The sequence below is a fragment of the Paenarthrobacter nicotinovorans genome, assembly GCF_007670255.1.
GTDB lineage: Bacteria > Actinomycetota > Actinomycetes > Actinomycetales > Micrococcaceae > Arthrobacter > Arthrobacter nicotinovorans_B.
Genome location: NZ_SZVS01000005.1, coordinates 254,765 through 279,715, shown reverse-complemented (window position 1 = coordinate 279,715; position 24,951 = coordinate 254,765). Strand labels below are relative to the sequence as shown.

The following is a 24,951-nucleotide window of genomic DNA, read 5'->3' as shown; positions in this document are numbered from 1 at the left end:
GGGGGAACACCCCGTACCTTCCATTCGCATCAATACCCTTGTACGGAGAAGCACCATGAAGAACCGCCTGTTAGTCGCCGCCGTCGGCCTCATTGCCGCCTTGTCGTTGTCCGCGTGCGGGGGTGCTGCGGGAGGCTCTTCGAATTCCGGAAACACCAAGGTGGTCATCGGGGTGGACGATGGCGCCGAAGAGCACTGGACCATCCTGAAGAACAAGCTCAAGGACCAGGGCGTCGACCTGGAGGTCAAGAACTTCACTGACGGCGCTCAGATCAACACCGCCACCCAGCAAGGCCAAGTGGACATCAACCTGTTCCAGCACCTGAAGTACCTCTCCCAGTTCAACGTCAACAGCAACGGCACACTCGTCCCGGTGGGCGCCACTGCCGTGTACCCGCTGGCCCTCTACTCCGAGAAGTACAAGTCCGTGGCCGAGCTTCCCGCCGACGCTGAGATTGCGATCCCGAACAACCCCACCAACCAGGCCCGTGCCCTGCTGAACCTGCAGACTGCCGGACTGTTGCAGCTCAAGGATGGCGGCAACTCGCTGTCCACCCCAGCTGAGATCACCTCCAGCAAGGTCAAGGTTGTCCCCGTCGACAGCAACCAGACAGTGAACGCGCTCAAGGGCACCACGGAGGCCGCCGTCGTCAATAACACGCAGGCCCAGAAGGGCGGCTTGGGCGACGACAAAATCATCTTCAAGGAAGACCTGAACTCCGAGTCCCTGGCTCCCTACATTAACGGTTTCGTGGTGAAGGCCGACCGCAAGGACGATCCCGTCTGGAAGAAGATCGTGGACGCCTACCACACGCCCGAAGTTGAAGCCTCTGTCACCAAACTCAACGACGGAAACCTGCAATTCAAGGCCGACTGGACCGCTGCCAAGCTGCAGGAAGTCCTGACCGCCGAAGAAGCAGCCATCAAGAAGACCAAGTAATCGTCTGAGGGGCGGCCCGCTGCGCCACACAGCCAGCCGCCCCTCAGCCATGCCAGGAACACCAGGAAACCACGCCATGAACCAGCACCTCGCCAACGAACGCCGGCAGATCCACTTCTTCGCCTACTTGGTAGGGACGGGCATCCACTTGGCTTCCTGGCGCCACGAAACGGCATTCCCGCAGGCCAGCATCGACTTCGCGCATCAGGTGGAACTGGCCAAAACGGCCGAGGATGCGAAGTTCGACGCGATCTTCCTGGGCGATTCCCTTGCCATTGACGAGACTTCAAACCCGGGCATCCTCAACCGTTTCGACCCCATCGGCCTGGTCACGGCCCTGGGCGCAGTGACGGACAGGATCGGCCTGATCGCTACCTCGTCAACGTCCTACGACCAGCCGTACAACTTCGCCCGCGCAGCGCTCACAGCAGACCACATCAGCGGCGGCAGGGTGGGCTGGAACATCGTCACCACACGGGACCTGACCAACAGCACAGCGGGAAACTACGGCGCCGACCAGCACTTCGAACACGGCCTCCGCTACCAGCGTGCCGAGGAATTCGTGGAAGTCACGCAGGGTTTGTGGAATTCCTGGGACCCTGACGCTTTCCTGTACAACAAAGAGCACGGCCAATTCTTCGACCGCCACAAGCTCAGCCGCCTCAACCACGAGGGCGAATTCTTCAAAGTGGCCGGCCCGCTCAATATCGGCCCATCCCCGCAGCACTCGCCACTCCTGGCGCAGGCCGGTACGTCCGGCCCGGGACAACGTTTGGGCGCCCGCTTCGCCAACGCCCTGTTCGCCAGCCACCCGGATATCCCGCAGGCCCGGCGTTACCGGGATTCGGTGCGGGCGCTGGCAGAAACGTTCGGCCGGAACCCCGACGTGATCTACGTCTACCAAGCCATCTCCCCCATCGTCGCCGACAGCCGGAACGAAGCACTGGAACGCATCCGCGAACTGGACAATCTCATCACTGACCAGCAGGTGATTGACTTCCTGCAGGAGTACTTCGCAGGACATATCGACTTCACAGGCCTCGGCCCGGACGCCACCGTTGAACAGTCGGGCATTCCCGGCATCACCAACCCGCGCACGGACTTCCGCTCCGCCGGCGAACAGATCCGGGGACGTGAACATGAGGTGACCCTCAAGGATCTCTACTCCATCCTCACCGGAGACAAACGGAACTACGACTTCATCGGCAGCCCCGAACATGTCGCCGATTCCCTGGAACGATGGCATGCCGAGGGAGCCGCCGACGGCTTCAACCTCATGTTCTCCCTCCTCCCGCAGGACCTGGAGCGTTTCACCACCCGGGTCATTCCGATCCTCCAGGAACGCGGCCTGGCCCGTACCGAGTACACAGGCAGCACCCTGAAATCGCACCTTGGCCTGGCTTCCCGGCCGGAACCCGCCGCGGCCCGCGCACGCTGACCGCCGTCGTCGTCGAAAGGACAAAGATGACCACCCAAGCAACCGCCGCAACCGGCACCTACGTGATCCGCGAGGCCCGCCACGAAGAGTACGACGCCGTGGGTCGGCTGACGTACGAAGGCTTCGGCCACCATCTTCCCGGCGCCCATCAGCCCGACGGCGAGCGCCTGAACTTGCTGCTCGACGCGGCGGCCCGTGCGGACGAAGGCGTCCTGCTGGTGGCTGAAGACACGGAGACAGGTCGCCTAGTGGGGACGGCGAGCCTGCTGCCCTACGGTTCGCGCCTGAGCCGGCAGGCGGAAGAAGGCGAAGCTGAGCTCAGGCTGCTCGCGGTGCTGCCGGAAACCCGCAGGACAGGGCTGGGGCAGCGACTCATGGATGAGGCCGCACGGCTCGCCACGGCCCAAGGTGCCAAGCGCGTGGTCCTGGACACCGCCGTCGACAACGAACCGTCCCAGAGCCTGTACCGGCGCCTGGGCTATGTCCGCAGGCCTGAACGGGAAAAGCCCCGGCCGGCGCCGAAGGTGCAGCTGGTGGTGTACACGCTGGACCTGCCGCGTTAAGGACTCATCAAGAATCCTCCCGGTCCGGTACCAAGCATCCTTAGCGGTGCTATGTTCAGCTCAGATTGAATGAGCGTAGGGCTGGGAGGAAACCCATGACCACGTTAAGCAGGCCCCCGGCAGACCCGTCAGCGCAGGGGCCCAAGGGCTGGACATCGTTCCGGACCTGGCTCCTGTTCGGCCTGCAGGACAACAAAGGGCGACACCCCGGGCCAGGCGGCGTCAGCGCGGCCCATGAAAAGAAGCACCACTGGTGGCAGGTCATGTGCCTGACGGGCGTGGACTACTTCTCCACGTTGGGTTACCAGCCGGCCATCGCCGCGCTTGCTGCCGGGGTGATCTCGCCGTTGGCCACCATCGTCCTGGTTGCCGTGACCCTGCTCGGTGCACTGCCTGTGTACCGGAGGGTGGCTGGCGAGAGCCCCCGGGGCGAGGGTTCCATTGCCATGCTGGAGCGGCTGCTCCCCCGCTGGGGCGGCAAGCTCCTGGTCCTGGTGCTCCTGGGCTTCGCAGCCACGGACTTCATGATCACCATGACCCTGTCCGCTGCAGACGCCACAGCCCACCTCATCCAGAACCCGGTCATGCCCGGCTGGTTGCAAGGCCAGAACGTGCTGGTGACCTTGTTCCTCTTGGCTCTCCTGGCGGCGGTGTTCCTGCGCGGGTTCAAGGAAGCGATCGGTGTCGCCGTTGTCCTGGTGGTCCTCTACCTCGGGCTGAACGTGGTGGTCGTCGCCACCACGGTGGTGGAAGTGCTCACCCATCCCACCGCGGTGGGGAATTGGTGGCAGCTGCTGTGGACCTCGCACGGCAACCCGATCATGGCCATAGCGATCGCGTGCATAGTTTTCCCCAAGCTCGCGCTCGGCCTCTCGGGCTTCGAAACCGGCGTTGCCGTGATGCCGCAAGTCCAAGGCGATCCGGAAGACACCGAGGCCAAGCCCACAGGCCGCATCCGGGGTACGCGGCGGATGCTGACCACAGCCGCCTTGATCATGAGTTCCTTCCTCATCACGTCCAGCTTCACCACGGTGGTCCTGATCCCGGAGCGCGAGTTCGAAACGGGCGGCCAGGCAAACGGTCGCGCCTTGGCATACCTGGCCCACGAGTACCTGGGCCTCGGTTTCGGAACCGTGTACGACATCAGCACCATCGCCATCCTGTGGTTCGCCGGGGCCTCCGCCATGGCCGGCCTGCTCAACCTCGTCCCGCGCTATCTCCCCCGTTACGGCATGGCTCCCGACTGGGCCAAGGCAGTCAGGCCGCTGGTTCTCGTCTTCACGCTGGTGGGGTTCTTCATCACCGTGGTCTTCAATGCCGACGTCGACGCCCAGGGCGGTGCGTACGCCACCGGCGTCCTGGTGCTCATGACCTCAGCCGCCGTGGCAGTGACGCTGTCCAGCCGCCGTCGTCATCAACGCAAGCGGACCATTGCCTTCGGTGCCATAGCCACGGTCTTCGTCTACACCACGGTGGCGAACATCGTGGAGCGCCCGGAAGGCATCCGGATCGCGGCCGTGTTCATCGCGGGAATCATCGGCATTTCCCTGCTGTCCCGGGTGCGGAGGTCCTTTGAGTTGCACGCCACGCATGTCCACATGGACCGCAACGCCCTCGAATTCATCCTCGACGACGACTCAGGTCCCATCCGGCTCATCGCCCACGAGCCCCGCAGGCTCACGGCCGAGGCGTACCGGGAGAAGCTGGTCTCGGCCATCGAGGTCAGCCACCTCCCCCTCAACTATCACGGCATGTTCCTGGAAGTGGTGCTGGACGACACCTCCGATTTCGAGACAGAGCTCTACGTCAAGGGCATCGAACGCCACGGCTACCGGATCCTGGAGGTCCACGGTCCGGTGGTGGCGAACACCATTGCCTCCGTGCTGCTCCATATCCGCGATGTCACAGGCCTGATGCCCCACATCTATTTCCGCTGGACCGAAGGCAACCCGATCACCAACCTGCTGCGTTTCCTGTTCCTGGGCGAGGGCGAGATCGCCCCTGTCACCCGTGAAGTCCTGCGGGAAGCAGAACCGGACGTGAGCCGGCGGCCGTGGGTCCATGTGGGTTGATCTTCACAGTGGCCCTGTCAGTACCTGTTAACGCAGGCACTCCCTCAGCCGTGGGGAGTAGCGTTCAGTTGGATAGGTCAACCATGAAAGGAACCACATGACTACCTGGCTCATCACTGGCTGCTCCACGGGACTTGGCCGCGCACTGGCCCAAGCGGTCCTCGCGAAAGGCGATAACGCCGTCGTCACCGCCCGCAACACTGAATCCCTGCAGGACCTCGCCACGGAGTTCCCGACGACGGCACTCGCCGTAGCGCTCGATGTCACCAACCAGTCCCAGGTGGACGCGGCCGTGAAGCAGGCGGAGAAACGCTTTGGCGTCGTTGACGTCCTGGTCAACAACGCCGGGTACGGTTACCGCGCTGCTGTTGAAGAGGGCGACGACGCCGATGTCCGGGCCTTGTTCGACACCAACGTTTTCGGTCCCGTCGCCATGATCAAGGCCGTCCTGCCCGGCATGCGTTCCCGCCGTTCCGGTGCGATCGTGAACATCTCCTCCATCGGGGCGCGGATCTGCCCTCCCGGTTCGGGGTACTACTCGGCTACGAAGGCTGCACTGGAAGGCATCTCGGGCTCCCTGCAGAAGGAACTGGCACCCCTCGGGATCACCGTGACGGCCGTGGAACCGGGTGGTTTCCGGACCGACTTCGCAGGACGGTCCCTGACTCAGTCCGCCGAAGCCATCGACGACTACGCCGAAACCGCGGGCAAGCGCCGCAAGGAGAACGACACCGTCCACGGCACCCAACCCGGTGATCCGGACAAGGCCGCGCAACTGATCATCAGTGCCGTCGAGGCCGACGAAACACCGGCGTTCCTGCTGCTGGGAGCCGACGCTGTTTACGCCTACAACGCCGTGGAGGAAGCCATGCGGGCCGAGGTTGAGCGGTGGCGCGAGCGCAGTGCCGCCACCGGTTACACGGAGTAATGAGGAACGTGTAATCGGTCACACTTGGGCCGTTTGGCTTGTTTTTCGGGGTGGGCAGCATGAACCATGAATGAGGGAATCCGTTCCCATACAAGCTGAATCAGCAATCCTCACCGACGAGGATGCGGCCCCGGGCGAAGAGGCTTGGGGCTGTCAACGGCCTGAGTGAAAGTACTGACAATGACGACACATACTGACTCCATCACGCTGAAAATCTGGGACAAGTCGGCCATCGACCACACCATCGATGCCGCCATCCAGTCCCTCTCCCACCGCGCTGCCGCTGAAAACTGCGGAATCGCCGTGACCCTCAGCGGACCGAAAACCTTCACGGTTGCCCTGAGCCGCTAAGCAGCTCGAAACAAACGCAAGAGGACGACGCCGGGACCTCCCGCCGTCGTCCTCTTGCGTTTAAAGCGCGAGTTCGCTGGAAGCAAGCGAAACCACCCGCAAATTTCCCCCGTTCCCGCACCACTCCCACGAACTCGATTCCCGGTAAGTCCTGAGCAAACCTTGAGTTTTCCTTGACGGTTTGCCTGCCCCTTTCTTGCGTTCGCGTTGGAACTCTAAATGAGACAACGCAATCAACGCAGGAACGGAGGGGTCCCCATGCTCACCGACAACACAGTCCACACTGATGCACCGGACCCAGCCGTGGCGCCACGGGGAACCCACCGTGCAGCCGGTGGCGTAGTCACCGTGCTGGTTCCGGCCCACAACGAATCCGCCGGCATCACCGAAACCCTCGTCTCCCTGAACAACCAGAGCCACCGGCCTGATCGCGTGATCGTGGTGGCCGACAACTGCACGGATGACACCGAAGAGCTCGCGCTGGCTCAGGGGGCAGAGGTCATCCGCACCGTCGGGAACAAGGACAAGAAAGCGGGGGCACTGAACTTCGCCCTCAGCCGGCTGCTTCCCGACGCCGACCCCGAAGACCTGATCCTGGTCCAGGACGCCGACTCCCAGTTGGCTCTGGACTTCATTGAGAACGCCAAGGCAAACCTCCTCAGAGACGAACTGCTCGGCGCGGTAGGCGGGGTCTTCAGCGGCGGCCCCGGAGGCGGCTTCGTCGGTCACCTCCAGCGAAACGAATACGCCCGCTACGCCCGCGATGTGAAGCGCCTCCACGGCAAGTGCCTGGTGGTGACCGGCACGGCTGCCCTCTTCCGCGTCAAGACACTTCGCGACGTCGCTGCGGCCCGCCTCCAGGGCACACTGCCGCCCGGCAACGGCAACGGCGGCATCTACGACACGTCCGTCCTTACCGAGGACAACGAACTCTCCTTCGCCCTGCTGACACTGGGCTACCGTATAGCCTCTCCGGCCAACTGCACGCTGGTCACGGAGGTCATGCCCACGTGGCGTGAACTGTGGGCACAACGGCTCCGGTGGAAGCGGGGCGCGGTGGAGAACTGCGTGCAATACGGGTGGACCAAAGTGACCAGGCCCTACTGGGGCCGTCAGTTCCTTTCAATGATCGGCGTCGTAGTGACGCTGGCCTACTTTGGTTCCATCCTTTTTGCACTCATTTCAGGGATGGGACTCAACCTCCAGCCCTTCTGGGTTGCAGTCACCGGCATCTTCATCCTGGAACGCATCATCACTGTGCGCTTCCGGGGCTGGAGGTACATGCTGCTGGCCGCAACCATGTACGAAACAGTGATCGACGTCTTCCTCCAGGCCGTCCACGCCAAGGCGTACCTGGATGCAGCATTCAACCGTAAGAAAGTTTGGTAGTTCCCCGATGTACAACAACCCAGTAAACCCCATTGCCGGAGCAGCCGCTGGCGGAATGGGATCAGGCACGCTCGCGATGACCGGGGCGGGCGATTTGTTCTGGTTCGCCCTGGCCGCCTTTGCCATGCTGGCTTTGGGACTGGCCATTAAGAGGATCGTTCCCGTCCGGGCGGACAAGAGCCTGCCTTCAGCGTCCTAGGGAACCACCGCCGTGCTGGCCGAGAACTTGGACACCGTGGTGTAGCCGGCCTTGGATCCCGTGACCCTCACACTCATGGTGTCCGCTTGGTCAGCCGCGACAAGTTTGTAGTTCTTGGACGTTGCCCCGGCAATGGGGGCGCCGGAGCGGTACCACTGGTACGCCAGCGAGGTCCCGGATGTCCACGTTCCCGGGTTGGCGGTCAACATTGAACCCACTGTGAGGTTACCGCTGATAGTGGGGGTGGGAGCCACCAAGGTTCCCGCCACCACTGCCGCCGTTGGTGCGGACTCCTTCGTCGCCGAGGCATAGCCGCTCAGGCTTCCCGTCACCCGCACGGTCAGGGTGGCACCTTGATCGGAAGCGGCCAGGACCCGGGTGGGAGCTGTGGCCCCCGAAATAGCCGTGCCGTTCTTGAACCACTGATACGCCAAAGTGGTTCCGGCAGGCCATGCGCCCGGGACGGCCGTGAGCGTTGATCCGACGGCGGCATTGCCGGTGATGGTGGGAGTCGGTCCGGTGAGCTGGTTGGCGGGGATAAAGGAGAAGTCCCTGACAGTGACGGACTCCGGCGCAACATGGGCCGGGTCTCCACCGCCACCGCCGGTCACCCACAGGTTGAAGTGGATCTGTTCCTTGGCGGGCGTGGGAACGGTGGAGCCCTCAAGGACGGTCCTCTTCAGGAGTGGCCCGTTGTAGCCTTCACCCGCAAACGTCTCAAAGGTGATCTTGCCCGGCTCCCAGACCATTCGATGAGTGAGGATCGGTGCATTCGTGACGTCGAAATTGACCGTGTTGTTGCCCTGCCCGGGAGGCAGGCTGGCATCGAACCAGTACCCATGTCCCTGCGTCACAGGCCAGCTCTCGCCATAGGCGCCACCTCCGCCCCACGCCGAGGCCTCACAGAGGTCGATCTCCGTGTACCCGGGCGTTGCGTTGGGGTCATAGGTGAACAGGCAGCCCCACACCGCTTCCTTTTGGAGCGCGCTGACGTCCTTTTCCACCGTGGTGCTGTACGTCCCGTAGCCGAAACCTTCACGCGTGGATTGGAATTCTGCGCCCACTGGGGCCGATCCCGTGGGATTGCTGATGGACAGTTTCACGTAGCCATTCGCGTCAGGATTGCTGACATTGTTCGGATCCCACGTGCCGTTGTACATGGGTGCCCCGCCCCAGAACCGCTTCTGCCAATTGAAACCTTTCCAAGCGAAACTGCCCACAGGGCCAGGATCATCGGCCATGGGCGTTGTGTCCGCCGCGTGCGATGGACCTGTTCCCGCAAACATCGACAAGGCAACCGCAGCAACAACGGCCACCCCCATCATTCTTCTTCCCCCACGTGGAAGGAGCCTCACTGCAAATGCCATAGCTGTTTCCTCCTGCTGATGCGCCCAGAATGCCAGCGGCTGGTCCCGCTGGCCGCAATACCCTCCACCCCCGAAGAAGGTACAACTCCTCGATTATCAGGGAGCCGCAGTCCTGTCGGAAGTGAAATTGGCACCCGAAATCCCGGAATTAACATCGATTGGATAACGGCGGGGTCCAACGGCGTAGCCTTGAGGTGTTCTTGTGAAAGTGCAGGCAGCATTTGGCCCGGGAGGCACCATCAGTATCCACAGCGCAGGCATCATCCTTTACCGCCGCAACAGCACAGAACAATTGGAGCTCTGGATAGCCCATATGGGAGGGCCCTTTTGGGCCAGGAAGGACCAGCACGCCTGGTCAATTCCCAAGGGTGAATTCTCCGACGACGAAGACGCGCTGACTGCCGCGCGTCGTGAATTCACCGAAGAAATCGGCACTCCTCCCCCATCGACCGAGTACGTTTTGCTGGGCACATTCCGTCAGCCCTCAGGAAAGCTCATCACCGCTTTCACCGCTGAAGCCAACGATTTTCAGCCCGAGGAGATTGTCAGCAACACTTTCCCGATGGAATGGCCCAAAGGCTCCGGCGCCATCAAGGAATTCCCGGAGATCGACGACGCCCAGTGGTTTGAAGAGTCCATGGCCCGCACCAAGCTCGTCAAGGGGCAGCTGCCTATTGTGGATGCCTTGGTCCGTCACATTGGAGGGGCGGGCTAGCCTCTCCTGCGTTCAATGAACTGCCGGATCCACTCGACGGTTTCCGGATGGTCCAGGTGCAGCCCGTGCCCCGCGCCGGGAACCCTGACCAGCACGGAGCCGGGGATATGCTCGCGGAGAAGCTGGGCGTTAAGCAAAGGAGTCAGCCTGTCCTCGGTGCCATGCAGTATCAGCGTCGGAGACCGGATGGCGCCAAGCTCACTCCAGGCATCGTGTTCGCGGCTGGCCTTGAAGTGACGCGCTTTGGCCCACGCCGAAGCCCGGGAATTGAAGAAGGTGTGGGTCGCTTCGGGGTTGCTCCGGGCCCATGCGGCGTCGAAGAAGAGAGGTTCAAGACGGCTCATGTCGCCGCTTACCAGTGCTTCCAAGGCAGCCTTGTCCGGCATGGTCGAGGTGTCGGGCCACTTTCCCCCACTGGTAGCCGCGAGGATCAAAGTCCGCACTTTTCGGGGCTCATCGATCGCCAGCCACTGCCCGATGCGCCCGCCCATCGAATGCCCGTACACGTGTGCTGAATCCGCGTCGGCTGCGTTCAAGACGGCCACTGCATCTTGTGCGAGCAGGCGCGTGGTGTAGCGATCAGCTTCACCCTTGCCGCTGAGGCCAATCCCCCGGTGATCAAAGCGGATGACGCGGTAAGAGCGGGACAGAAGTTCCGCCGTCGGGCCCCAACCGTCCATGGCCGTCGCCTGTCCAGCGATGAGCAGCATCGGCTCGCCATGGCCTTCAGACGTCCACGCGAGTTGCGCGCCGTCGGCCGCTTCAGCAAAGTTCACGGTGCCCACTGTATCTGTGCGGGCCGATCACTCTGCAGTGAAGATGTCCTCGATGGCGCAGCCAAAGGTTTGCGCGATGAGGAAGGCCAAAGGCAGGGAGGGGTCGAATTTCTCCTTCTCGATGGAGATGACCGTCTGCCGGGACACTCCGAGCGCGGCGGCCAGGTCCGCCTGGGTCCAGTTGCGGCCGGCACGACGCTCGGCGAGGTTGTTCTTCACTTAAGTGCTCGACGGCGGATGGTCACGTAGCGGAGTCCGGCATCCACGACGCTGAGGGCAACAAGTCCCAGCAGCACGGGGAGGGCGTCAATCTGGAAACGACCGATGGCCAGCACCAGCGCAGCAACGATCGTGGCCACCAGGACGTCCAGGAAGGCCCCCGTGCCGGCCTCGCGCATCCATTGCAACTCGACACTCTGCTCGCCGTGGGAGTCGCGGGTGACGGTGTTGTTCGAGACGAAGATCCGCACCCCGAGCGAGAGGGCCGGGTATGCCGAACACAGAGCGCCGATCCCTGCTGCGGGCCAAAAGTCACGCGGGTTGGTTGCTCCGACCACTACCGCAACCGCGATGGTCAGGACGGAGCCGAGGATGGCGGCCAAAACGTAGTGCTGGGCAGGCGCCCGACGTGATGTAAAGGAAGCTTTACTCATGGACACAGTAAAGCACGCTTTACATAGCGGGACAATGGGTCCTGCGCTGCACGGCAACAGGGGCTAGCGTTGAGGGATGACAGCTGGGTACAGGTACGACGTCGAGGTGCTGCACCTTTTGGTGTCGCCGGGGCATGCGTACTTTGGCCGCGCCCGCGAAGGGGCGGCTGACGTTCGAACGGACGACGTCGATCAGGCTGAGTTGGTTGCCGGCAAAGGCATTGTTGGGGACAGGTTCTTCGGCAAGGCCGCCCATATGGACGCCGCGGTGACGGTCTTCGCCATCGAGGCATTGGAAGCCATTGCCGCCGAGCTTGAAGCCGGGCCTTTCGATCCCCTGCTGACCCGCCGGAACGTTGTGCTGCGCGGAGTGGAGCTCGCTCCCCTGCTGGGCCACGAGTTCGCGCTTGAGTCCGGTGGAGATGTGGTGCGCTTGAAGGCCGGGCGCCCGGCCCATCCCTGCGCCTGGATGGACCAGATGCTGGCTCCCGGTGCGCACAAGGCGATGCGCGGGCGGGGTGGCGTCCGGTGCCAGGTGGTGTCCGGCGGATTGCTGCATCGCGGGCCGGCCGTTCTGCTCAGCCCGGTGCCGTTGGATCCCACCAAGGCCGGCGACGCGAACGTGCTGCGGCCATCGCGGTTGCCCTAGCTCGGGGCCGCGTGCCGCTACGACCCACTTTGATGCCCGGGAAGTCCAAAATCACCACGAAAAGGTTGAGTTTGGAGCGACTTGGTCTCAAAGAAGGTCCTGAAGGCACGCCCAGTATTAATCAGGAGCCTGTCTTTCTCCGCGTGGGCCACATAGGGTGATCACGTGAGGACCGAGAGCATCCTGGAAGGCAGCAAAGTACAAGCCATGGCCGGCACGGCGTTTGCCGCCATGTTCAAAGCCATCAAGGTTGTACGACCCCACAGGCCGATCCACCCAAAGGGAATCTGTTTGGTGGGGATCTTGGAAAGGGACGACGGCGACCGCCCGCCCTCGGGAATCCCTTGGCTGGACAATCCAGGAAGCACGCAAGTCGATGCCCGGATCTCCCGGTCCATCGGGTTACCGGACGCCTTCCCGGACATCATTGGGCTCGCAGTGCGCTTCACGGAGGGCAAACGATCGGACATGTTGCTGGCCACCACCGGCCCCACCGGGCTGGGCCGTTTCATCCTCCGGCTCCGACGCGATGCGGCGGGCGCTGTTTTCTCCAGCATGATGCCCTACAAGTCGAATAAGGGCCCAGTCCTCATCGCCGCGCGGACCATTGGAGGACCGGAAAAACTGCCCATGGACCCGGGCGTATTCCGCTCACTCCTCAGCGAAACGGCCTGGACACTGGAACTCCATCACGCCAGCCCGCTGGGGGCGTGGACACGATTTGGAACCTTGACGCTCAGAGTCGCCGATCACGCAGAAGACACCGACGAACGGTTCGACCCTGTCCTGAATCCGCTGCCCACGGCCGGGACCTACGGCTGGACCAGGCGACTGCGCGAACCCTCCTACGCAACCGCCCGGCGTCGAAAGTAATCCTGCCTAAACCAGGCGCGTAACGCCACGACCCACTTTCAGCTCCCGCTGAGGCAAATACAACCAAAGTCGGTTGAAAAAGGCCGGCCCTAAGTTGAAAGTGGGTCGTGAAGGTACAGCTCCCGTGCAGAGGAGCCCTCAGACCTCCGCCACCGGGGCCGCGAACTGGGCTTCGTACAGCCTGGAGTAGGCCCCGCCGGCAGCCAGCAGCTCCGAGTGGGTCCCCTGCTCCACGATCTGCCCGGCCTCCATCACCAGGATGAGGTCGGCGTCGCGGATGGTGGAGAGCCGGTGGGCAATCACAAAGCTGGTCCGGTCCGAGCGCAGGGCCTTCATGGCCTTCTGCACCAACACCTCGGTCCGGGTATCGACGGAGCTCGTGGCCTCATCCAGGATCAACACCGATGGCCGGGACAGGAACGCCCGGGCAATGGTCAGCAGCTGCTTTTCGCCGGCCGACACGTTGCTGCCCTCGTCGTCGAGGACGGTGTCGTAGCCCTCGGGCAGGGACCGGACAAAGCGGTCCACATAGGTGGCCTGGGCTGCTTCCACAATGGCGGATTCGGAAGCATCAGGCTTGCCGTAGGCAATGTTGTCCCGGATGGTCCCACCGAACAGCCACGTGTCCTGGAGGACCATGCCCATCCGCGAGCGCAGTTCCTGCCGGGACATGGTGGCGATGTCCACGCCGTCCAAGGTGATCCGACCGCCGTCGAGCTCGTAGAACCGCATCATGAGGTTCACCAGCGTCGTCTTGCCCGCACCGGTGGGCCCGACAATGGCGATGCTCTGCCCGGGTTCGGCCACCAAACTGAGATCGGTAATCAGCGGCTTGTCCGGCGAGTAGCTGAAGGAGACGTTCTCGAACACGAGCCGGCCTCGACCAGGCCCCGTGTCAGAGGCGGGAGGTTCAGCCGATTCTTCCTCCTCATCGAGCAGATCGAACACGCGCTCGGCCGAGGCAACACCGGATTGCAGCATGTTCGCCATGGACCCGAGCTGCGCCAGAGGCATGGTGAACTGCCGTGAGTACTGGATGAACGCCTGCACATCGCCCAGCTGCATCGCCCCGGAAGCCACCTGCAGGCCGCCCACCACGGCAATCCCCACGTAGACGAGGTTCCCGATGAACGTCATGGCAGGCATGATCAGGCCGCTGACGAACTGCGCACCGAAGCTCGCTTGGTAGAGTTCGGCGTTCTTGGCGCGGAACTTCTCCTGCACCTCGTTCTGCCGTCCGAACACCTTCACCAAGGCGTGCCCGGTGTAGGTTTCCTCGATCTGCCCGTTGAGCTCTCCCGTGTTCTTCCACTGCGCCACGAAGAGCTTCTGCGAACGCTTGGCGATCAGCATGGTGATGCCCAACGTCAGCGGAATGGTGACCAAGGCGATCAGCGCCAACAGGGGCGAGAGGATGAACATCATCACCAGCACGCCCAGCACCGTCAGCAGCGAGGACACTACCTGGCTGATGGATTGTTGGAGGCTTTGGGAGATGTTGTCGACGTCGTTCGTCACCCGGCTGAGCAGCTCACCGCGCTGGATGGAATCGAAATAGCGAAGCGGGAGGCGGTGGATTTTGGCTTCGATGCGCTGGCGGAGGCGGTACACGGTCCGCTGTACGACGCCGTTAAGGACGTAGGCCTGCATCCAACCGAACGCTGAGGCCAAGACATACAACGCAAGCGCCCACAACAGCACGGAGGACAGCGCGCCAAAGTCGATCCCGACGCCGGGTGTCAGGGTCATGGCGCCCAGCATGTCCGCTTTGCTGTTCTCCCCTGAGGCGCGAAGCCCCGCGATGACCTGTTCTTTGGAGACGCCGGCGGGCAGCTGCTTGGACACGATGCCTGCGAAGATCAGGTTGGTCCCCTCGCCCAGGAGCCGCGGACCGATCACGGACAGCGCAACGCTTGCCACGGCCAACACCAGGACCAGGCCGAGCCAGAGTCGTTCCGGCTGCAAGGTTCCCAGGAGCCGGCGCGCCGAGTCTTTGAAGTTGGAGGCTTTCTCGGCGGGCACGTTCATCCCCGCGAACGGTCCACCCCGCCCAGGGCCCATTGCCGGACGCTGGGGGCCGCGCGGTCCGGCTGATACAGCGCTCATGCTGCCTCCTCCGCTGCCAGCTGGGACGACACGATTTCACGGTACGTTTCGGATGTCTCCAGCAACTCTTCGTGCGTTCCCTGCCCAACGATCCGGCCGTCGTCGAGCACCAGGATCCGGTCCGCGTCGGCGATGCTGGACACGCGCTGGGCGATGATCACCAAGGTGGCGCCGTTCGTGTGCCGTTTGAGCGCTTGGCGCAGCCGGGCATCCGTGGCGGTGTCCAGGGAGGAGAAGGAATCGTCGAAGATGTAGAGCTCAGGCTGTTTCACCAGCGCCCGGGCTATCGCGAGCCGCTGCCGCTGCCCACCTGAAACGTTGGTGCCGCCCTGCGAAATGGCCGCATCGAGCCCGCCTTCCATCCCGCGCACGAAATCATCGGCCTGGGCCACACGCAACGCTTCCCATAGTTCGTCCTCGGTGGCATCCGGCTTACCGTAATGAAGGTTGCTGCGGACAGTGCCGGAGAACAAGTACGGCCGCTGTGGAACCAAGCCGATGTGGCCCCACAGCAGGTCCGGGTGAAGGTCACGAACATCTACTCCGTCCATCCGGACAGAGCCGGTGGTGGCATCGAAGAGCCGGGGCATCAGGTTGACGAGCGTGGTTTTGCCGGCGCCCGTGCTGCCAATGATCGCCGTCGTTTGGCCGGCCAACGCGGTGAAGGTGACACCGCTCAGCACAGGCCGTTCGGCACCCGGGTAGGCGAATCCGACGTCGCGCATTTCCAATTGGCCGCGGCGGCGGCCCGTGAGGGAAACGGGGTTCGACGGCGGCCGGACACTGGAGTCGGTCTCCAGCACCTCGCCGATGCGATCGGCGGAGACGGAGGCGCGCGGGATCATGACCGCCATGAAGGTTGCCATCATGACCGACATGAGGATCTGCATGAGATAGCTCAGGAACGCAATCAGGGTTCCTACTTGCATGGAGCCGTCCTCGATCCGGAACGAGCCGAACCAGATCACCGCCACACTGGAAACGTTCATCACCAGCATGACCACAGGGAACATGAGCGCCATCAACCGGCCGGCCCGCAGCGCAACGTCAGTGACGTCGTCGTTCGCCCTGCCGAAGCGGGAGACTTCCATGTCCTCGCGCACGAACGCCCGCACCACGCGGATGCCGGTGAGCTGCTCGCGCAGGACCCGGTTGACGGCGTCGATCCGGACCTGCATTTTGCGGAACAGCGGCACCATCCGCGACACGATCAGGCCCACCGCAACCAGCAGCACCGGCACGCACACGGCGATCAGCCACGACAACTGGCCGTCCTGGCGCACCGCCATGATCACGCCGCCGATACTGAGCATCGGCGCGGTGACCATAAGCGTGCACGACATCAGCACCAACTGCTGCACCTGTTGGACGTCGTTGGTGGAGCGGGTAATCAGCGACGGCGCGCCGAACCGGGTGACTTCCTGCTCCGAGAATTCGCCCACCCTGCTGAAGATCGCGTCACGGACGTCCCGGCCCATCCCCATGGCTGCCTTCGCACCAAAATAGACAGCGACCACGGCACAGGCGATCTGCAGGAGCGTGATCAGCAGCATCAGGCCGCCCATCCGAAGGATGTATTCCGTGTCCCCGGCGGCGACGCCGTTGTCGATGATGTCGGCGTTCAGGGTTGGCAGGTACAGGGATGCGATCGACTGCGCCAGTTGAAAAACGACGACGGCGACCAGCAGCCGCTGATGCGGCCGAAGGAAGCGAACCAGTACCTTCCAGAGCATGCTGTCTCCGAGCCTCGATGTGAACCGAAGGCCAGTTTACGTCTGGTTGCTGCGGGCAACTAGAGGGCAACCCGGGCGCCGCAGTGTGCCGGCGCCAGCGCCGGCTCGCAGGCTACTTCTTGAGCCGCAGCTTCAACACCTTGGCACTCTTTTTCAGGTACTTCCGCTGCGCAGCATCCGAAACTGTACCTTCAACGGCATACAGCACCCCGTAGGTGAACGCCGCGTTCCCCGCACCGGCTGCCGAGCCGAGATCCAGCAACTCACGGCGCGCCATCACGCTGTCCTGGTGGGTGCCAAGGATCGACTGCACGTTATGCGCGGCCTTGCCCAGCTTGGCTGCGCGTTTGCCATGGACGCTTTCCGCGGCAGCAGCAGCGAAACGCAGCTTTTTGGCGGATTTCCGCACGTTATGGAAGGCTTCGTCGCGTGAATGCCCGACGGCGGCCGCCACCGCCGCGTCGTGGCGTTTGCGGAGCCGTTTGACCGCTTTGTTGACGAGCTTCGCGGTGGCTTTCCGGGCCGGCGCCTTGGCTTTTTCGGTCAGGGGTGGTGTGTCGATGAAAGCCTCAAGGTCATCAAGAAGCCGGAAGTAGTGCGGGCTGGTCAACCGCGCTTGAATGGCTGCCTTCGCGGTGTCGGCCCGGACCTCCATCCGCTCCTCCAGCTCCGCGTGCAGTGGGCCCAGGACGAGCTCCTCGGGCAGTTCATCCAGGGAAGCGCGGAGGTGTTCGTGCAGGACTTCCGTGTCACGGTACCTGCCCAGTGTCTCCGCCAACGACTTCAACCCCTGTTCGAGTCCGGCAACGGGTTCGGGCTCGAACATCTCACGGTAGCTGTGCAGGACGGAGCGGATCCGCCGCGTGTAGGCCCGGAGCTGGTGAACGGAATCGTCCCGGTGCAATCTGACGCGGGCATCCTGGAGGAGCAGGCCGGCCAGCTGCGCACGCAGATAGCTCAGCACTGGAACGGATGCCTCGGTCTTGGCGGCCTTCTTGTCCTTCTTCTCCTCGGCCTTCCCGGGCGCAGGCCATTGCCCGCCCAGAGCCGTGGCCAACTTGGACGACCGCTTACTGGGAGTCGCGCCGGCCTCGGAAAGTTGCCGGGTCAGCTCGGCCAGCAGAGCATCGCCCGTGCCGTCGGAGGCCGCCAGTTCCACTTCCCACTCCCGCCATTGCAGCTCGTGGGCCTCGCCCACGGTCACGTTGGCTCGGACGTGGTCATCGACGAAGTCAGCCACACGTTCTCCATGGCCTCCGTACAAGGCGTAGCTCGTGCGCTCCGTGCGCAAGGTTGCCACCACCGAGACCGCGTGGGCCCGCGTGTAGGCGAGCACCCGGTCCATGAGTTCGGTCGGGACAACATCCTCGCTGCCCAAGGGAGCATGGATTTCCGTGCGTTTGCCGGGGCCGAGGGGAAGTTTCAGGTGCCAGCCCGCGTCGTGCCCTCCTGTGCGGCGCCGCAGGGTGATCCCGTGCCTGGCGAGGGCAAGCTGCCTTGTGTCGAAGTAGGTGGCTTCGAGCGTGTGGGTCACTGGTTCGCCGACTTTTCCGACGCCGTCGATGGTCTCCAGCGTCGGAAGCGGAGTGGACTCCACGGCGTCGAATTTTTGCTCTGCTTCCACGCTGCTGGACGTTGCCATGGCCCTCTTAACTCCCTCGTTGCGACTTGCTCCAAGTATGCCGCGAGGGCCGGCCCGTTGAAATGGCCGGCCCTCGCTTGGGGTTGAAACTTACAGAAGGGCTCCACCTGTGTCATCCACGTCGCCCCCGGTCACCGTTCCGCGCCAGGCGCCGGTTTCGTGTCCTTGGGCTTCAATGAATTTCTTGAACTTGTCCAGGTCTGCACCCACGCGCAGCTCGTCCACGCCGAGGGCCGATCCCGCCTTTTCGGCAAGGCCTTCGGGCTCCCAGTCGATGGCCACGTTGACACGGGTCCGGCCATCATCCAGTGGCACGAAGCTCACCGTTCCCGAGTTGCGCGGACCGTCAACACTGGCCCAGCTCACCAAGGCGTCCGGAACCTGCTCAATGATCTGGGCGTTGTATTCCCGCTTGACCCCGCCCACGTTGGTGGCAAAGTGCAGGGCCGTGTCATCGATCTGCTCGACAGCCTCCACGCCGTTCATGAATTGCGGGAAGGACTCGAACTGCGTCCATTGGTTGTAGGCCACAGACACGGGCACATCTACATCAATTGACTTGTTGACCGTTGCCATGGGTTTTGCTCCTTCGATCTTGTCTCTGTTTCCAGATTCGTGATTCCCGGCGGCGCACCAGCCGGCTGGCTGCTTAACCAGTGGCGCGCCAGTCTAAGCGCGCCAGCCAAAGCTATTTAGCCGGCGTCGAAGTTCTCTTCGTCATCGTCGTTGGGCGATTCTTCCTGCGGGAGGTCGTTGCCACTGCCGTCCGGCAGTTCGTCAGCATCCGCCGGCTGCGACGACTGCTCCGCGAGGGACTGTTCGTCGATCCCGCCAAAGCGGCCTGCGCCTGGCTCTCCTGAGCTGTCCGAGTCTTCGGGATCCAGGTGGCTGAGGTTCGGCGCGCCGGTTCCCTCTCCCAGTGCTGCCTCGTCGATGTCTTCCTCGACGCGGGGCTGGGCCTGGCCTCCGCCTGATTCCTGCTCTGCCGTAGGAGTGCCGTAGCCTCCTACTTCCTCTTCCGGTGTGGCGTCCTGCTTGTCCATGTGACGTGTCCTTTCCGATGCGGCGAACGTGTTAATGGAACACTTCGAACCTATAAGGATGCTTAGTGGCATGTCCATGCCTTTGACAAAATTATCAGTAAACTTAGCATTTGGTCGCCATATGGTTTATGGTGCCAGCCGCGCGTCGTAGGCAGTGAAGTCCGGCCGCAGCCCCACCTCCTGCGGCCCCATCACGGCGATGTCCTCCCACAGCACCAGGAATGAACCCCTGTGCCACCACCGGAACAGCTGAGCCAACGGCCATGGCTGGGTGAGGCCCTGCCGCTCATAGCCAAGGAACGACGCCGCCGTCCGCGGACTGACCACGATGCCCACGAGTCTCGCACCGCTCAGGAGTTGGCCACCTGCGCCATCGAGCACGAAGCGGAAATCCGAGACTTCCCCCAGCCTCTGGCCGTCCGCGTCCAGCACATCAGTGCCCAGCAGGTCGTTAAGGTTCATGGTGGCCTCCAGGAATCCTGGCAATGACATGGGTCCGCAACCAGCGTTCCACCCACGAAGCATCCATCGAATCCGCGCGCACGCCCAGCGTCAGCACCGTGTCCACGTCCGCCACCACGTTCCAAGGGATCCGGATCAGACGGCTCGACGGCGGCCTGCCGCCAAAGATGCGCGTCCCCAGCACCGGCCCCGTGAGCAGGGCCGAGATCTGCGGCGCCGACGTTCCCTCCGGGATTGCTTCGCCGGGTTCCAGACCGCTCAACTCGATGTCGTCAACAGTGGTGACGGGGACGCCGTCGACATCCAGCACCTGCCTGTCCAGCAAGTGGAGCTGGGCGTCGAGGACGAGGCCAGCCAGATGCGGAGCAGCATGGATGTCCTGGGGCTGGACGCGCTTGTTTTTACTCATGCTCCCGCTCCTGTGACGATCATCAGTGGAATGGCGGCCAGGGAAGCAAGCAGGATGATGAACAGGTAGATCACGCCGGCGATGTTCACAGCCCGGCTGTTGACGTGCTTGCCCATGTATTGGGGATCGTTGGCCACGATGAGGATCGGCAGGTAGGTCAGCGGAAGGGCTATCGCCGAGAAGACAACTGAGTATTCAGTCACCAGGATGGGATCGACGCCCGTAGCCAGCACCGCGACCCCGACCAGGAGCACCACAATCATGGACACGTGGAAACGGGCAGCCTGGGCGGGACTACGGAACTTGCCCCAGGACCAGCCAAAGTATTGTGCCAAGGTGTAGCCGCTGGAGAGGGTCGTCTCCAAAGCCGCCCCGAACGTTGCCGCTACCACGCCCAGAATCAAGACCGCCAAGGCCAGTTGACCGCCGGCCTGCGCCACCGGAAGCGCCACCTGCGACAAGGACGTGACGCTGATGCCAGCCGGCAGAAGAACGACGGCGGCGCACGCGGCGATCGCAATGGACAACAACCCGCCCAGCGGGAAACCCAAAAGAACGTTGATACGCGACTGCGCCAAGTCCTTGATTTTCCACCGTTCCTCCACCGCTCCCGAGGAGAAGAAGAACACTTCGTAGGGAGTCATTGCAGCGCCAAACAGGGCAATGGCGTAGTACCAATAGGTTCCAGCGCTCTCGCTTTCCGGTACCGCCGGGGGCAAGGCTTGTCCGAGGAGCGAACCCCAGTCGGGTTTCAGCAGGAACAGAGCCACTGCGAACACCACCAAGGACAAGCCCACGAGCCCCGTGACGTTTTCCATGATTTTGAACTTAACCCGCCACACCACCAGCCACACGGCCAGCAGGGCGAATGGAACCCAGAGCAGATACGCCACGCCACTGGCCAATTGGAGCGCCAAGGCTATGCCACCGATTTCCGCGGTGACGGTCATGACATTGATAAGGAACGACGCCCCCAGGTTGGCCAATCCGGCTCTCGCACCCAGGCGCTCCCTGATGACCTCGAAGGTGGCACGCCCGGAGACCGCAGCCACCCTGCCGGACATATTGGCGAACAGGCAGATACCCACGACGCCCACCAGCACCACCCAAGCCAGCGACATGCCGAACCGCGAGCCAACGACGGCATTGGTCACAAGGTCCCCGATGTCGACAAAGCCCCCGATCGCAGTCAGGATGCCGAGTGCAACACCGAGGAGCCGTTTCACTGGATGCCGGCCTTGGTCATGAGGTTATCGAGTTGATCCGTGGCAATGCGGAGCTCGCCCTGCACTGTGGAGAGTTCGGTTCGGCCCTGCGCATCGTCGGAGACGCCGGAAGTTGGGGAGAGCGCATCACGCGCATGCAGGAGCGCCCGGGAAACAGAGGAAAACACGGCCAGGACATCGTTCCGGAGCATGCTTTCCTCTTGGGTTTGCGCTGAGAGCCGGTGGACCTGATCGGTGGCCGATTCGACGTCGCCCAGCATGTCGTCAGCCGTCGTGGACGCGGCGGCCGCCGTCGTACTGTCCGCAATCCTGAGGTCCAGCGCAAGGCTTGCCGCGCGCACGGCGGAGGAGACCTCTTTGGCGGGTCCTTCCAGGGAGTCGGCGGCGGGCCGCTGTGAGCAGCCAGCCAGCAGCGCGGCAACGATCAGCAAGAAGGTCAGGGCCACCGCGCGGAACTGCGGGGCGTTTCTCATGACGGCTTCGGTATCTCGCATCCGCCCTGGGGATTCAAACCGGTGTAATTGAGTGGGCCGGCAACAATATTCAAGGCAATCGTGGCCACCTGCGAGCATTGGGCGGGCGGGGCGCTGTAGTATCCCCTTTGGCCGGCGGCTACTGCCCCGATAATGAGCCAAACAACGACGAATAGCCCGAGGATTGAGCCGATTCTCATTTCTACCCCTATCGCTATGTGACGACGTTCAGCATCAGTAAAAATGTTTCCTCAGGAAGCGCGGCGGCGGACCGGATTTCTCCCGCCCGCCGCCCGCTGATCCGATCAATCCGTTGGATTGGTTTCGGTTGTCAGACCACGGTCGTCCGCGGTCTTTTCATCCTTTTCTTCTGCCGGCCCGGGTGGATTGGCAGATTCGCTGGGACCAGCATCGACGGCGTCATCCTGACTTCCCGACGATGCGTCACCGGCATCCCCCGGACCGCTGGTTTCTGGCACCCCCGGGTCCCTGGGAATGGGATGTCCAGGGGTGGTGGTTCCATCGCGAACCTGGGAAAAACCGGCAACTTCGCTTGGATCAGTTGTCATACGCGGGACCGGCCCCTGCCGACGACCCAACCAATGAGTGCCAGCACGAGCAGGATAATTCCTACCCAGAGCAGGAAACTAAGGGCCTGGTTCAGACCGCCAACAAGAAGCAAGATGATCGCGATTACACCTGCGATTATGAGGAGTGTGTTCATTGAGCTACGCATCCCTTTCAATAACTGTTTGTCTATTCAGGAAGGCGTCCGCTGGTACCCCACACCATGTGGAGCGCCACCCATGCCAACGGGCACCGGTTGGAGAAATTCATCTCCATATTTCTTACGTACCCCTGTGGAAAAGGATCCAAACGAATCTTTCCCGCGAGAGGTCCGTACATAGCATCATGATAGGCGTGCATCCTCCTTTGGCGTAGTAGTTCGTCAGGAAACTTACTACCGTTTCGCGGAGCCTGTCCAGCACCCGCCCCCGGCGCGTTGCATCCGGGGTGCGCTCCGGCTCACTGGACACGAGAGCACCCCCTTCCCCCGTCCGTGGGGGCCAGCGGGGGTTAGGCGCGGGGGCGCATCAGGGGTGGGTTCAGCACCGCGCGGGCGGGGTGGCCCGCCGTCGGACGCGATTCGGGAGCGAGCCTGAACAGCGCGGCCGGGCGTCCGGCGTCGCCCGCTGTCATGCGGCCGGTGTCCTCCAGGAAGCCGGGCGTCCCGGTCGCTTTTCGGTGGAAATTGCGCGGATCCAGCCGGGTGCCCCACACGGCTTCGTACACGGCGCGGAGCTGGGCAATCGTGAATTCCTCACCGCAAAATGCAGCGCCCAAAGGTGAGTATTCGAGCTTCGACTTGGCACGCTCCAGCGCGTCGTCGAGGATTTTTGCGTGATCGAAGGCCAGCTCAAGCCGGCCGTTGAGAACCTCCCGGACGGGATACCAGGCCGCCTGCTCAGCGTCGCTGCCGGCGGCCAGCACCGGGAAGTCGGGCGCCAGCAGCAGGTGCGCGACGGTGAGCACATCACCGCGGGGGTCACGCCCCTTGGGCCCATAGCTCCCCAGCTGCTCGAGGTGCCCGGGCAAGCGTTCAACGCCAGTCTCCTCCGCAAGTTCACGGACCGCCGCCTCCAGCAGGTCTTCGCCGGCAAGGACGAAGCCGCCAGGCAGTGCGAGTTTGCCGCGGAAGGGCTCGATGAGGCGGGTGATGAGCAGGACGTTCAGTTCGCCATCGCGCACTGTAAGGGCGACGACGTCGACAGTCACCGGAAAGCGCTCAGGCGCTGGATGGGTTGAAGGCATGAAGCAATCCTAGGGGAGTTATCGTCATGTTGACAATAAAGATCTCGTCCGCCTACAGTTTGGTTATCGTCAAAGTGACGACAACAAAACGAAAGAGGCTAAACATCATGGCAACCATCAAGCGTTACCCCTGGATCAGCCACTTCCTCGGCAGCCCCACCGGCTACGTCGTGCACCTGCAGAAGGGTGCGGTCAAGCACCAGGGAGTCGGCCAGGCGTTCTTCTTCCGCCCCGCGAACTCCGTACTCAGCGAAGTTCCAGTGGACGACCAGGAACTGCCCACCCTCTTCCACGCGATCACCCGGGACCACCAGGACGTCAGCGTCCAGGCCAACGTGACCTACCGCTTCATCGACCCCGTTGCGGTCTCCACCCGCCTCGACTTCGGACTTCAGACCGCAGGCAAGGCCCCCGCTACCGGACGCGAACAGGTGTCCACCATCATCGGCCAGCTGTGCCAGAGCCACGCGATCGACCAGATCGCCACCACCACCCTCGCCGAGGCATTGGAACGCGGGGTCAGCCAGCTCCGTCTCGTCCTGACCGATGCCCTCCGCGCCGACGCAAGGCTCCAATCCACCGGTATCGAGATCCTCGGCGTCCAGGTCCTCGCCGTCCGGCCCGAAGCCGAGGTCGAACGCGCCCTGCAGACCCCCGTCCGGGAACAACTCCAAGCCGAAGCGGACCGGGCCGTGTACGAAAGGCGGGCAGTCGCCGTCGAACGTGAACGCACCATCTCCGAGAACGAAATGGCGAGCCAGATCGAACTGGCCGTCCGTCGGGAGAACTTGGTGGCGCAGGAAGGCGCAAACGCCCGCCGCGCCGCCGAGGAGAAGGCAGCTGCCGGGCTGATCGAAGCTCAAGGTTCCGCTGAACGGCAGGGAATCGGTGCCGCTGCCGAGGCCAACCAGATCCGCCTGGTGGGTGAAGCAGCAGCCGCCCGCGAAGCTGCCACCATGGAGGTCTACCGCGGCATGGACCAGACCACCCTCCTGGCCTTGGCCCTCAAGGACGCAGCCGGAAGCCTGCCAAACATCGGGAACCTGACCATCACCCCGGACCTGCTCAGCGGAGCACTCGCCGGGCTGTTCAAGGAAACCTCCACCACCGAAACCACCAAGTAAGGTCGCAC

General features: G+C 63.2%; 26 protein-coding genes. 12 read left to right on the top strand and 14 right to left on the bottom strand.

The window, feature by feature from the left end; genetic code table 11:
• The first annotated feature begins 55 nt into the window (after positions 1 to 55).
• The 8 genes from FDP28_RS10325 (at position 56) to FDP28_RS10290 (ending at position 7,880) form a co-directional block, all read left to right on the top strand.
• Positions 56 to 940: a MetQ/NlpA family ABC transporter substrate-binding protein gene (locus tag FDP28_RS10325; protein WP_144661339.1), complete on the top strand. Its 885-nt coding sequence runs from the start codon at positions 56 to 58 to the stop codon at positions 938 to 940.
• 76 nt (positions 941 to 1,016) lie between these two features.
• Positions 1,017 to 2,378, top strand: a complete 1,362-nt coding sequence (locus tag FDP28_RS10320; RefSeq protein ID WP_144661338.1) for an LLM class flavin-dependent oxidoreductase — start codon at positions 1,017 to 1,019, stop codon at positions 2,376 to 2,378.
• Positions 2,379 to 2,404: 26 nt separating this feature from the next.
• Positions 2,405 to 2,941 carry a GNAT family N-acetyltransferase gene (locus FDP28_RS10315; RefSeq protein WP_144661337.1) on the top strand — a complete coding sequence of 179 codons (537 nt, stop codon included), beginning with the start codon at positions 2,405 to 2,407 and terminating at the stop codon, positions 2,939 to 2,941.
• 95 nt (positions 2,942 to 3,036) lie between these two features.
• On the top strand, positions 3,037 to 5,013 hold the full coding sequence (locus FDP28_RS10310; RefSeq protein WP_144661336.1) for an APC family permease: 1,977 nt from the start codon (positions 3,037 to 3,039) through the stop codon (positions 5,011 to 5,013).
• A gap of 97 nt (positions 5,014 to 5,110) precedes the next feature.
• Positions 5,111 to 5,941: an oxidoreductase gene (locus FDP28_RS10305; RefSeq protein WP_144661335.1), complete on the top strand. Its 831-nt coding sequence runs from the start codon at positions 5,111 to 5,113 to the stop codon at positions 5,939 to 5,941.
• A gap of 180 nt (positions 5,942 to 6,121) precedes the next feature.
• Complete coding sequence (locus FDP28_RS10300) at positions 6,122 to 6,292, top strand: hypothetical protein (RefSeq protein WP_186313584.1); 171 nt, start codon at positions 6,122 to 6,124, stop codon at positions 6,290 to 6,292.
• Positions 6,293 to 6,550: 258 nt separating this feature from the next.
• Positions 6,551 to 7,681, top strand: coding sequence for a glycosyltransferase family 2 protein (locus tag FDP28_RS10295; RefSeq protein ID WP_144661333.1), 1,131 nt, complete (start codon positions 6,551 to 6,553; stop codon positions 7,679 to 7,681).
• A 7-nt stretch (positions 7,682 to 7,688) separates the two neighbouring features.
• Positions 7,689 to 7,880 carry a hypothetical protein gene (locus tag FDP28_RS10290; RefSeq protein WP_144661332.1) on the top strand — a complete coding sequence of 64 codons (192 nt, stop codon included), beginning with the start codon at positions 7,689 to 7,691 and terminating at the stop codon, positions 7,878 to 7,880.
• Here the strand turns inward: FDP28_RS10290 and FDP28_RS10285 are convergent.
• Complete coding sequence (locus FDP28_RS10285) at positions 7,877 to 9,202, bottom strand: hypothetical protein (RefSeq protein ID WP_144661398.1); 1,326 nt, start codon at positions 9,200 to 9,202, stop codon at positions 7,877 to 7,879. The genes FDP28_RS10290 and FDP28_RS10285 overlap by 4 nt on opposite strands.
• Before the next feature lie 283 nt (positions 9,203 to 9,485).
• Between FDP28_RS10285 and FDP28_RS10280 the strand changes: the two genes are divergently transcribed.
• Complete coding sequence (locus FDP28_RS10280) at positions 9,486 to 9,962, top strand: NUDIX hydrolase (protein WP_144661397.1); 477 nt, start codon at positions 9,486 to 9,488, stop codon at positions 9,960 to 9,962.
• Here the strand turns inward: FDP28_RS10280 and FDP28_RS10275 are convergent.
• From FDP28_RS10275 to FDP28_RS10265, 3 genes are read right to left on the bottom strand one after another with little or no spacing between them, the layout of a single operon-like run.
• On the bottom strand, positions 9,959 to 10,738 hold the full coding sequence (locus FDP28_RS10275) for an alpha/beta fold hydrolase (RefSeq protein WP_144661331.1): 780 nt from the start codon (positions 10,736 to 10,738) through the stop codon (positions 9,959 to 9,961). The two genes, FDP28_RS10280 and FDP28_RS10275, sit on opposite strands and share 4 nt — an antisense overlap.
• 27 nt (positions 10,739 to 10,765) lie before the next feature.
• Complete coding sequence (locus FDP28_RS10270) at positions 10,766 to 10,957, bottom strand: helix-turn-helix transcriptional regulator (protein ID WP_144661330.1); 192 nt, start codon at positions 10,955 to 10,957, stop codon at positions 10,766 to 10,768.
• Positions 10,954 to 11,391, bottom strand: coding sequence for a hypothetical protein (locus FDP28_RS10265; RefSeq protein ID WP_144661329.1), 438 nt, complete (start codon positions 11,389 to 11,391; stop codon positions 10,954 to 10,956). The genes FDP28_RS10270 and FDP28_RS10265 overlap by 4 nt, the downstream gene beginning before the upstream one ends.
• A gap of 76 nt (positions 11,392 to 11,467) precedes the next feature.
• On the opposite strand from FDP28_RS10265, the gene FDP28_RS10260 reads away from it, so the two are divergent.
• Both FDP28_RS10260 and FDP28_RS10255 read left to right on the top strand, forming a co-directional pair.
• Positions 11,468 to 12,040: an MOSC domain-containing protein gene (locus tag FDP28_RS10260; RefSeq protein WP_144661328.1), complete on the top strand. Its 573-nt coding sequence runs from the start codon at positions 11,468 to 11,470 to the stop codon at positions 12,038 to 12,040.
• 165 nt (positions 12,041 to 12,205) lie between these two features.
• Entirely contained in the window at positions 12,206 to 12,913 is a 708-nt protein-coding gene (locus FDP28_RS10255) for a hypothetical protein (RefSeq protein ID WP_260842420.1), read from the top strand.
• A 138-nt stretch (positions 12,914 to 13,051) separates the two neighbouring features.
• Here FDP28_RS10255 and FDP28_RS10250 read toward each other — a convergent pair whose 3' ends face one another.
• From FDP28_RS10250 to FDP28_RS10200, 10 genes are all read right to left on the bottom strand, one after another.
• Positions 13,052 to 15,019: an ABC transporter ATP-binding protein gene (locus FDP28_RS10250; RefSeq protein WP_144661327.1), complete on the bottom strand. Its 1,968-nt coding sequence runs from the start codon at positions 15,017 to 15,019 to the stop codon at positions 13,052 to 13,054.
• Positions 15,016 to 16,752 carry an ABC transporter ATP-binding protein gene (locus tag FDP28_RS10245; RefSeq protein ID WP_144661326.1) on the bottom strand — a complete coding sequence of 579 codons (1,737 nt, stop codon included), beginning with the start codon at positions 16,750 to 16,752 and terminating at the stop codon, positions 15,016 to 15,018. The genes FDP28_RS10250 and FDP28_RS10245 overlap by 4 nt, the downstream gene beginning before the upstream one ends.
• 112 nt (positions 16,753 to 16,864) lie before the next feature.
• The gene (locus FDP28_RS10240) at positions 16,865 to 18,394 is read right to left on the bottom strand and encodes a CYTH and CHAD domain-containing protein (RefSeq protein WP_144661325.1); all 1,530 of its coding nucleotides are present in this window, start codon (positions 18,392 to 18,394) and stop codon (positions 16,865 to 16,867) included.
• 90 nt (positions 18,395 to 18,484) lie between these two features.
• Positions 18,485 to 18,970 carry an SRPBCC family protein gene (locus FDP28_RS10235; RefSeq protein ID WP_144661324.1) on the bottom strand — a complete coding sequence of 162 codons (486 nt, stop codon included), beginning with the start codon at positions 18,968 to 18,970 and terminating at the stop codon, positions 18,485 to 18,487.
• A gap of 116 nt (positions 18,971 to 19,086) precedes the next feature.
• Positions 19,087 to 19,515: a hypothetical protein gene (locus FDP28_RS10230; RefSeq protein ID WP_144661323.1), complete on the bottom strand. Its 429-nt coding sequence runs from the start codon at positions 19,513 to 19,515 to the stop codon at positions 19,087 to 19,089.
• 48 nt (positions 19,516 to 19,563) lie between these two features.
• Positions 19,564 to 19,899 carry a PRC-barrel domain-containing protein gene (locus FDP28_RS10225; RefSeq protein ID WP_144661322.1) on the bottom strand — a complete coding sequence of 112 codons (336 nt, stop codon included), beginning with the start codon at positions 19,897 to 19,899 and terminating at the stop codon, positions 19,564 to 19,566.
• Positions 19,889 to 20,308 (bottom strand): hypothetical protein, encoded by a 420-nt coding sequence (locus tag FDP28_RS10220; protein WP_144661321.1) that lies wholly within the window; start codon positions 20,306 to 20,308, stop codon positions 19,889 to 19,891. The genes FDP28_RS10225 and FDP28_RS10220 overlap by 11 nt, the downstream gene beginning before the upstream one ends.
• Positions 20,305 to 21,534 carry an NRAMP family divalent metal transporter gene (locus tag FDP28_RS10215; RefSeq protein WP_144661320.1) on the bottom strand — a complete coding sequence of 410 codons (1,230 nt, stop codon included), beginning with the start codon at positions 21,532 to 21,534 and terminating at the stop codon, positions 20,305 to 20,307. Before FDP28_RS10215 ends, FDP28_RS10220 begins: the two co-directional genes overlap by 4 nt.
• Positions 21,531 to 22,007 carry a hypothetical protein gene (locus tag FDP28_RS10210; protein WP_144661319.1) on the bottom strand — a complete coding sequence of 159 codons (477 nt, stop codon included), beginning with the start codon at positions 22,005 to 22,007 and terminating at the stop codon, positions 21,531 to 21,533. The genes FDP28_RS10215 and FDP28_RS10210 overlap by 4 nt, the downstream gene beginning before the upstream one ends.
• Positions 22,008 to 23,084: 1,077 nt before the next feature.
• Complete coding sequence (locus tag FDP28_RS10200; protein ID WP_144661317.1) at positions 23,085 to 23,819, bottom strand: NUDIX hydrolase; 735 nt, start codon at positions 23,817 to 23,819, stop codon at positions 23,085 to 23,087.
• A 107-nt stretch (positions 23,820 to 23,926) separates the two neighbouring features.
• Here FDP28_RS10200 and FDP28_RS10195 point away from each other — a divergent pair, with 107 nt between their 5' ends.
• Entirely contained in the window at positions 23,927 to 24,943 is a 1,017-nt protein-coding gene (locus FDP28_RS10195; RefSeq protein WP_144661316.1) for an SPFH domain-containing protein, read from the top strand.
• Positions 24,944 to 24,951 lie beyond the last annotated feature (8 nt).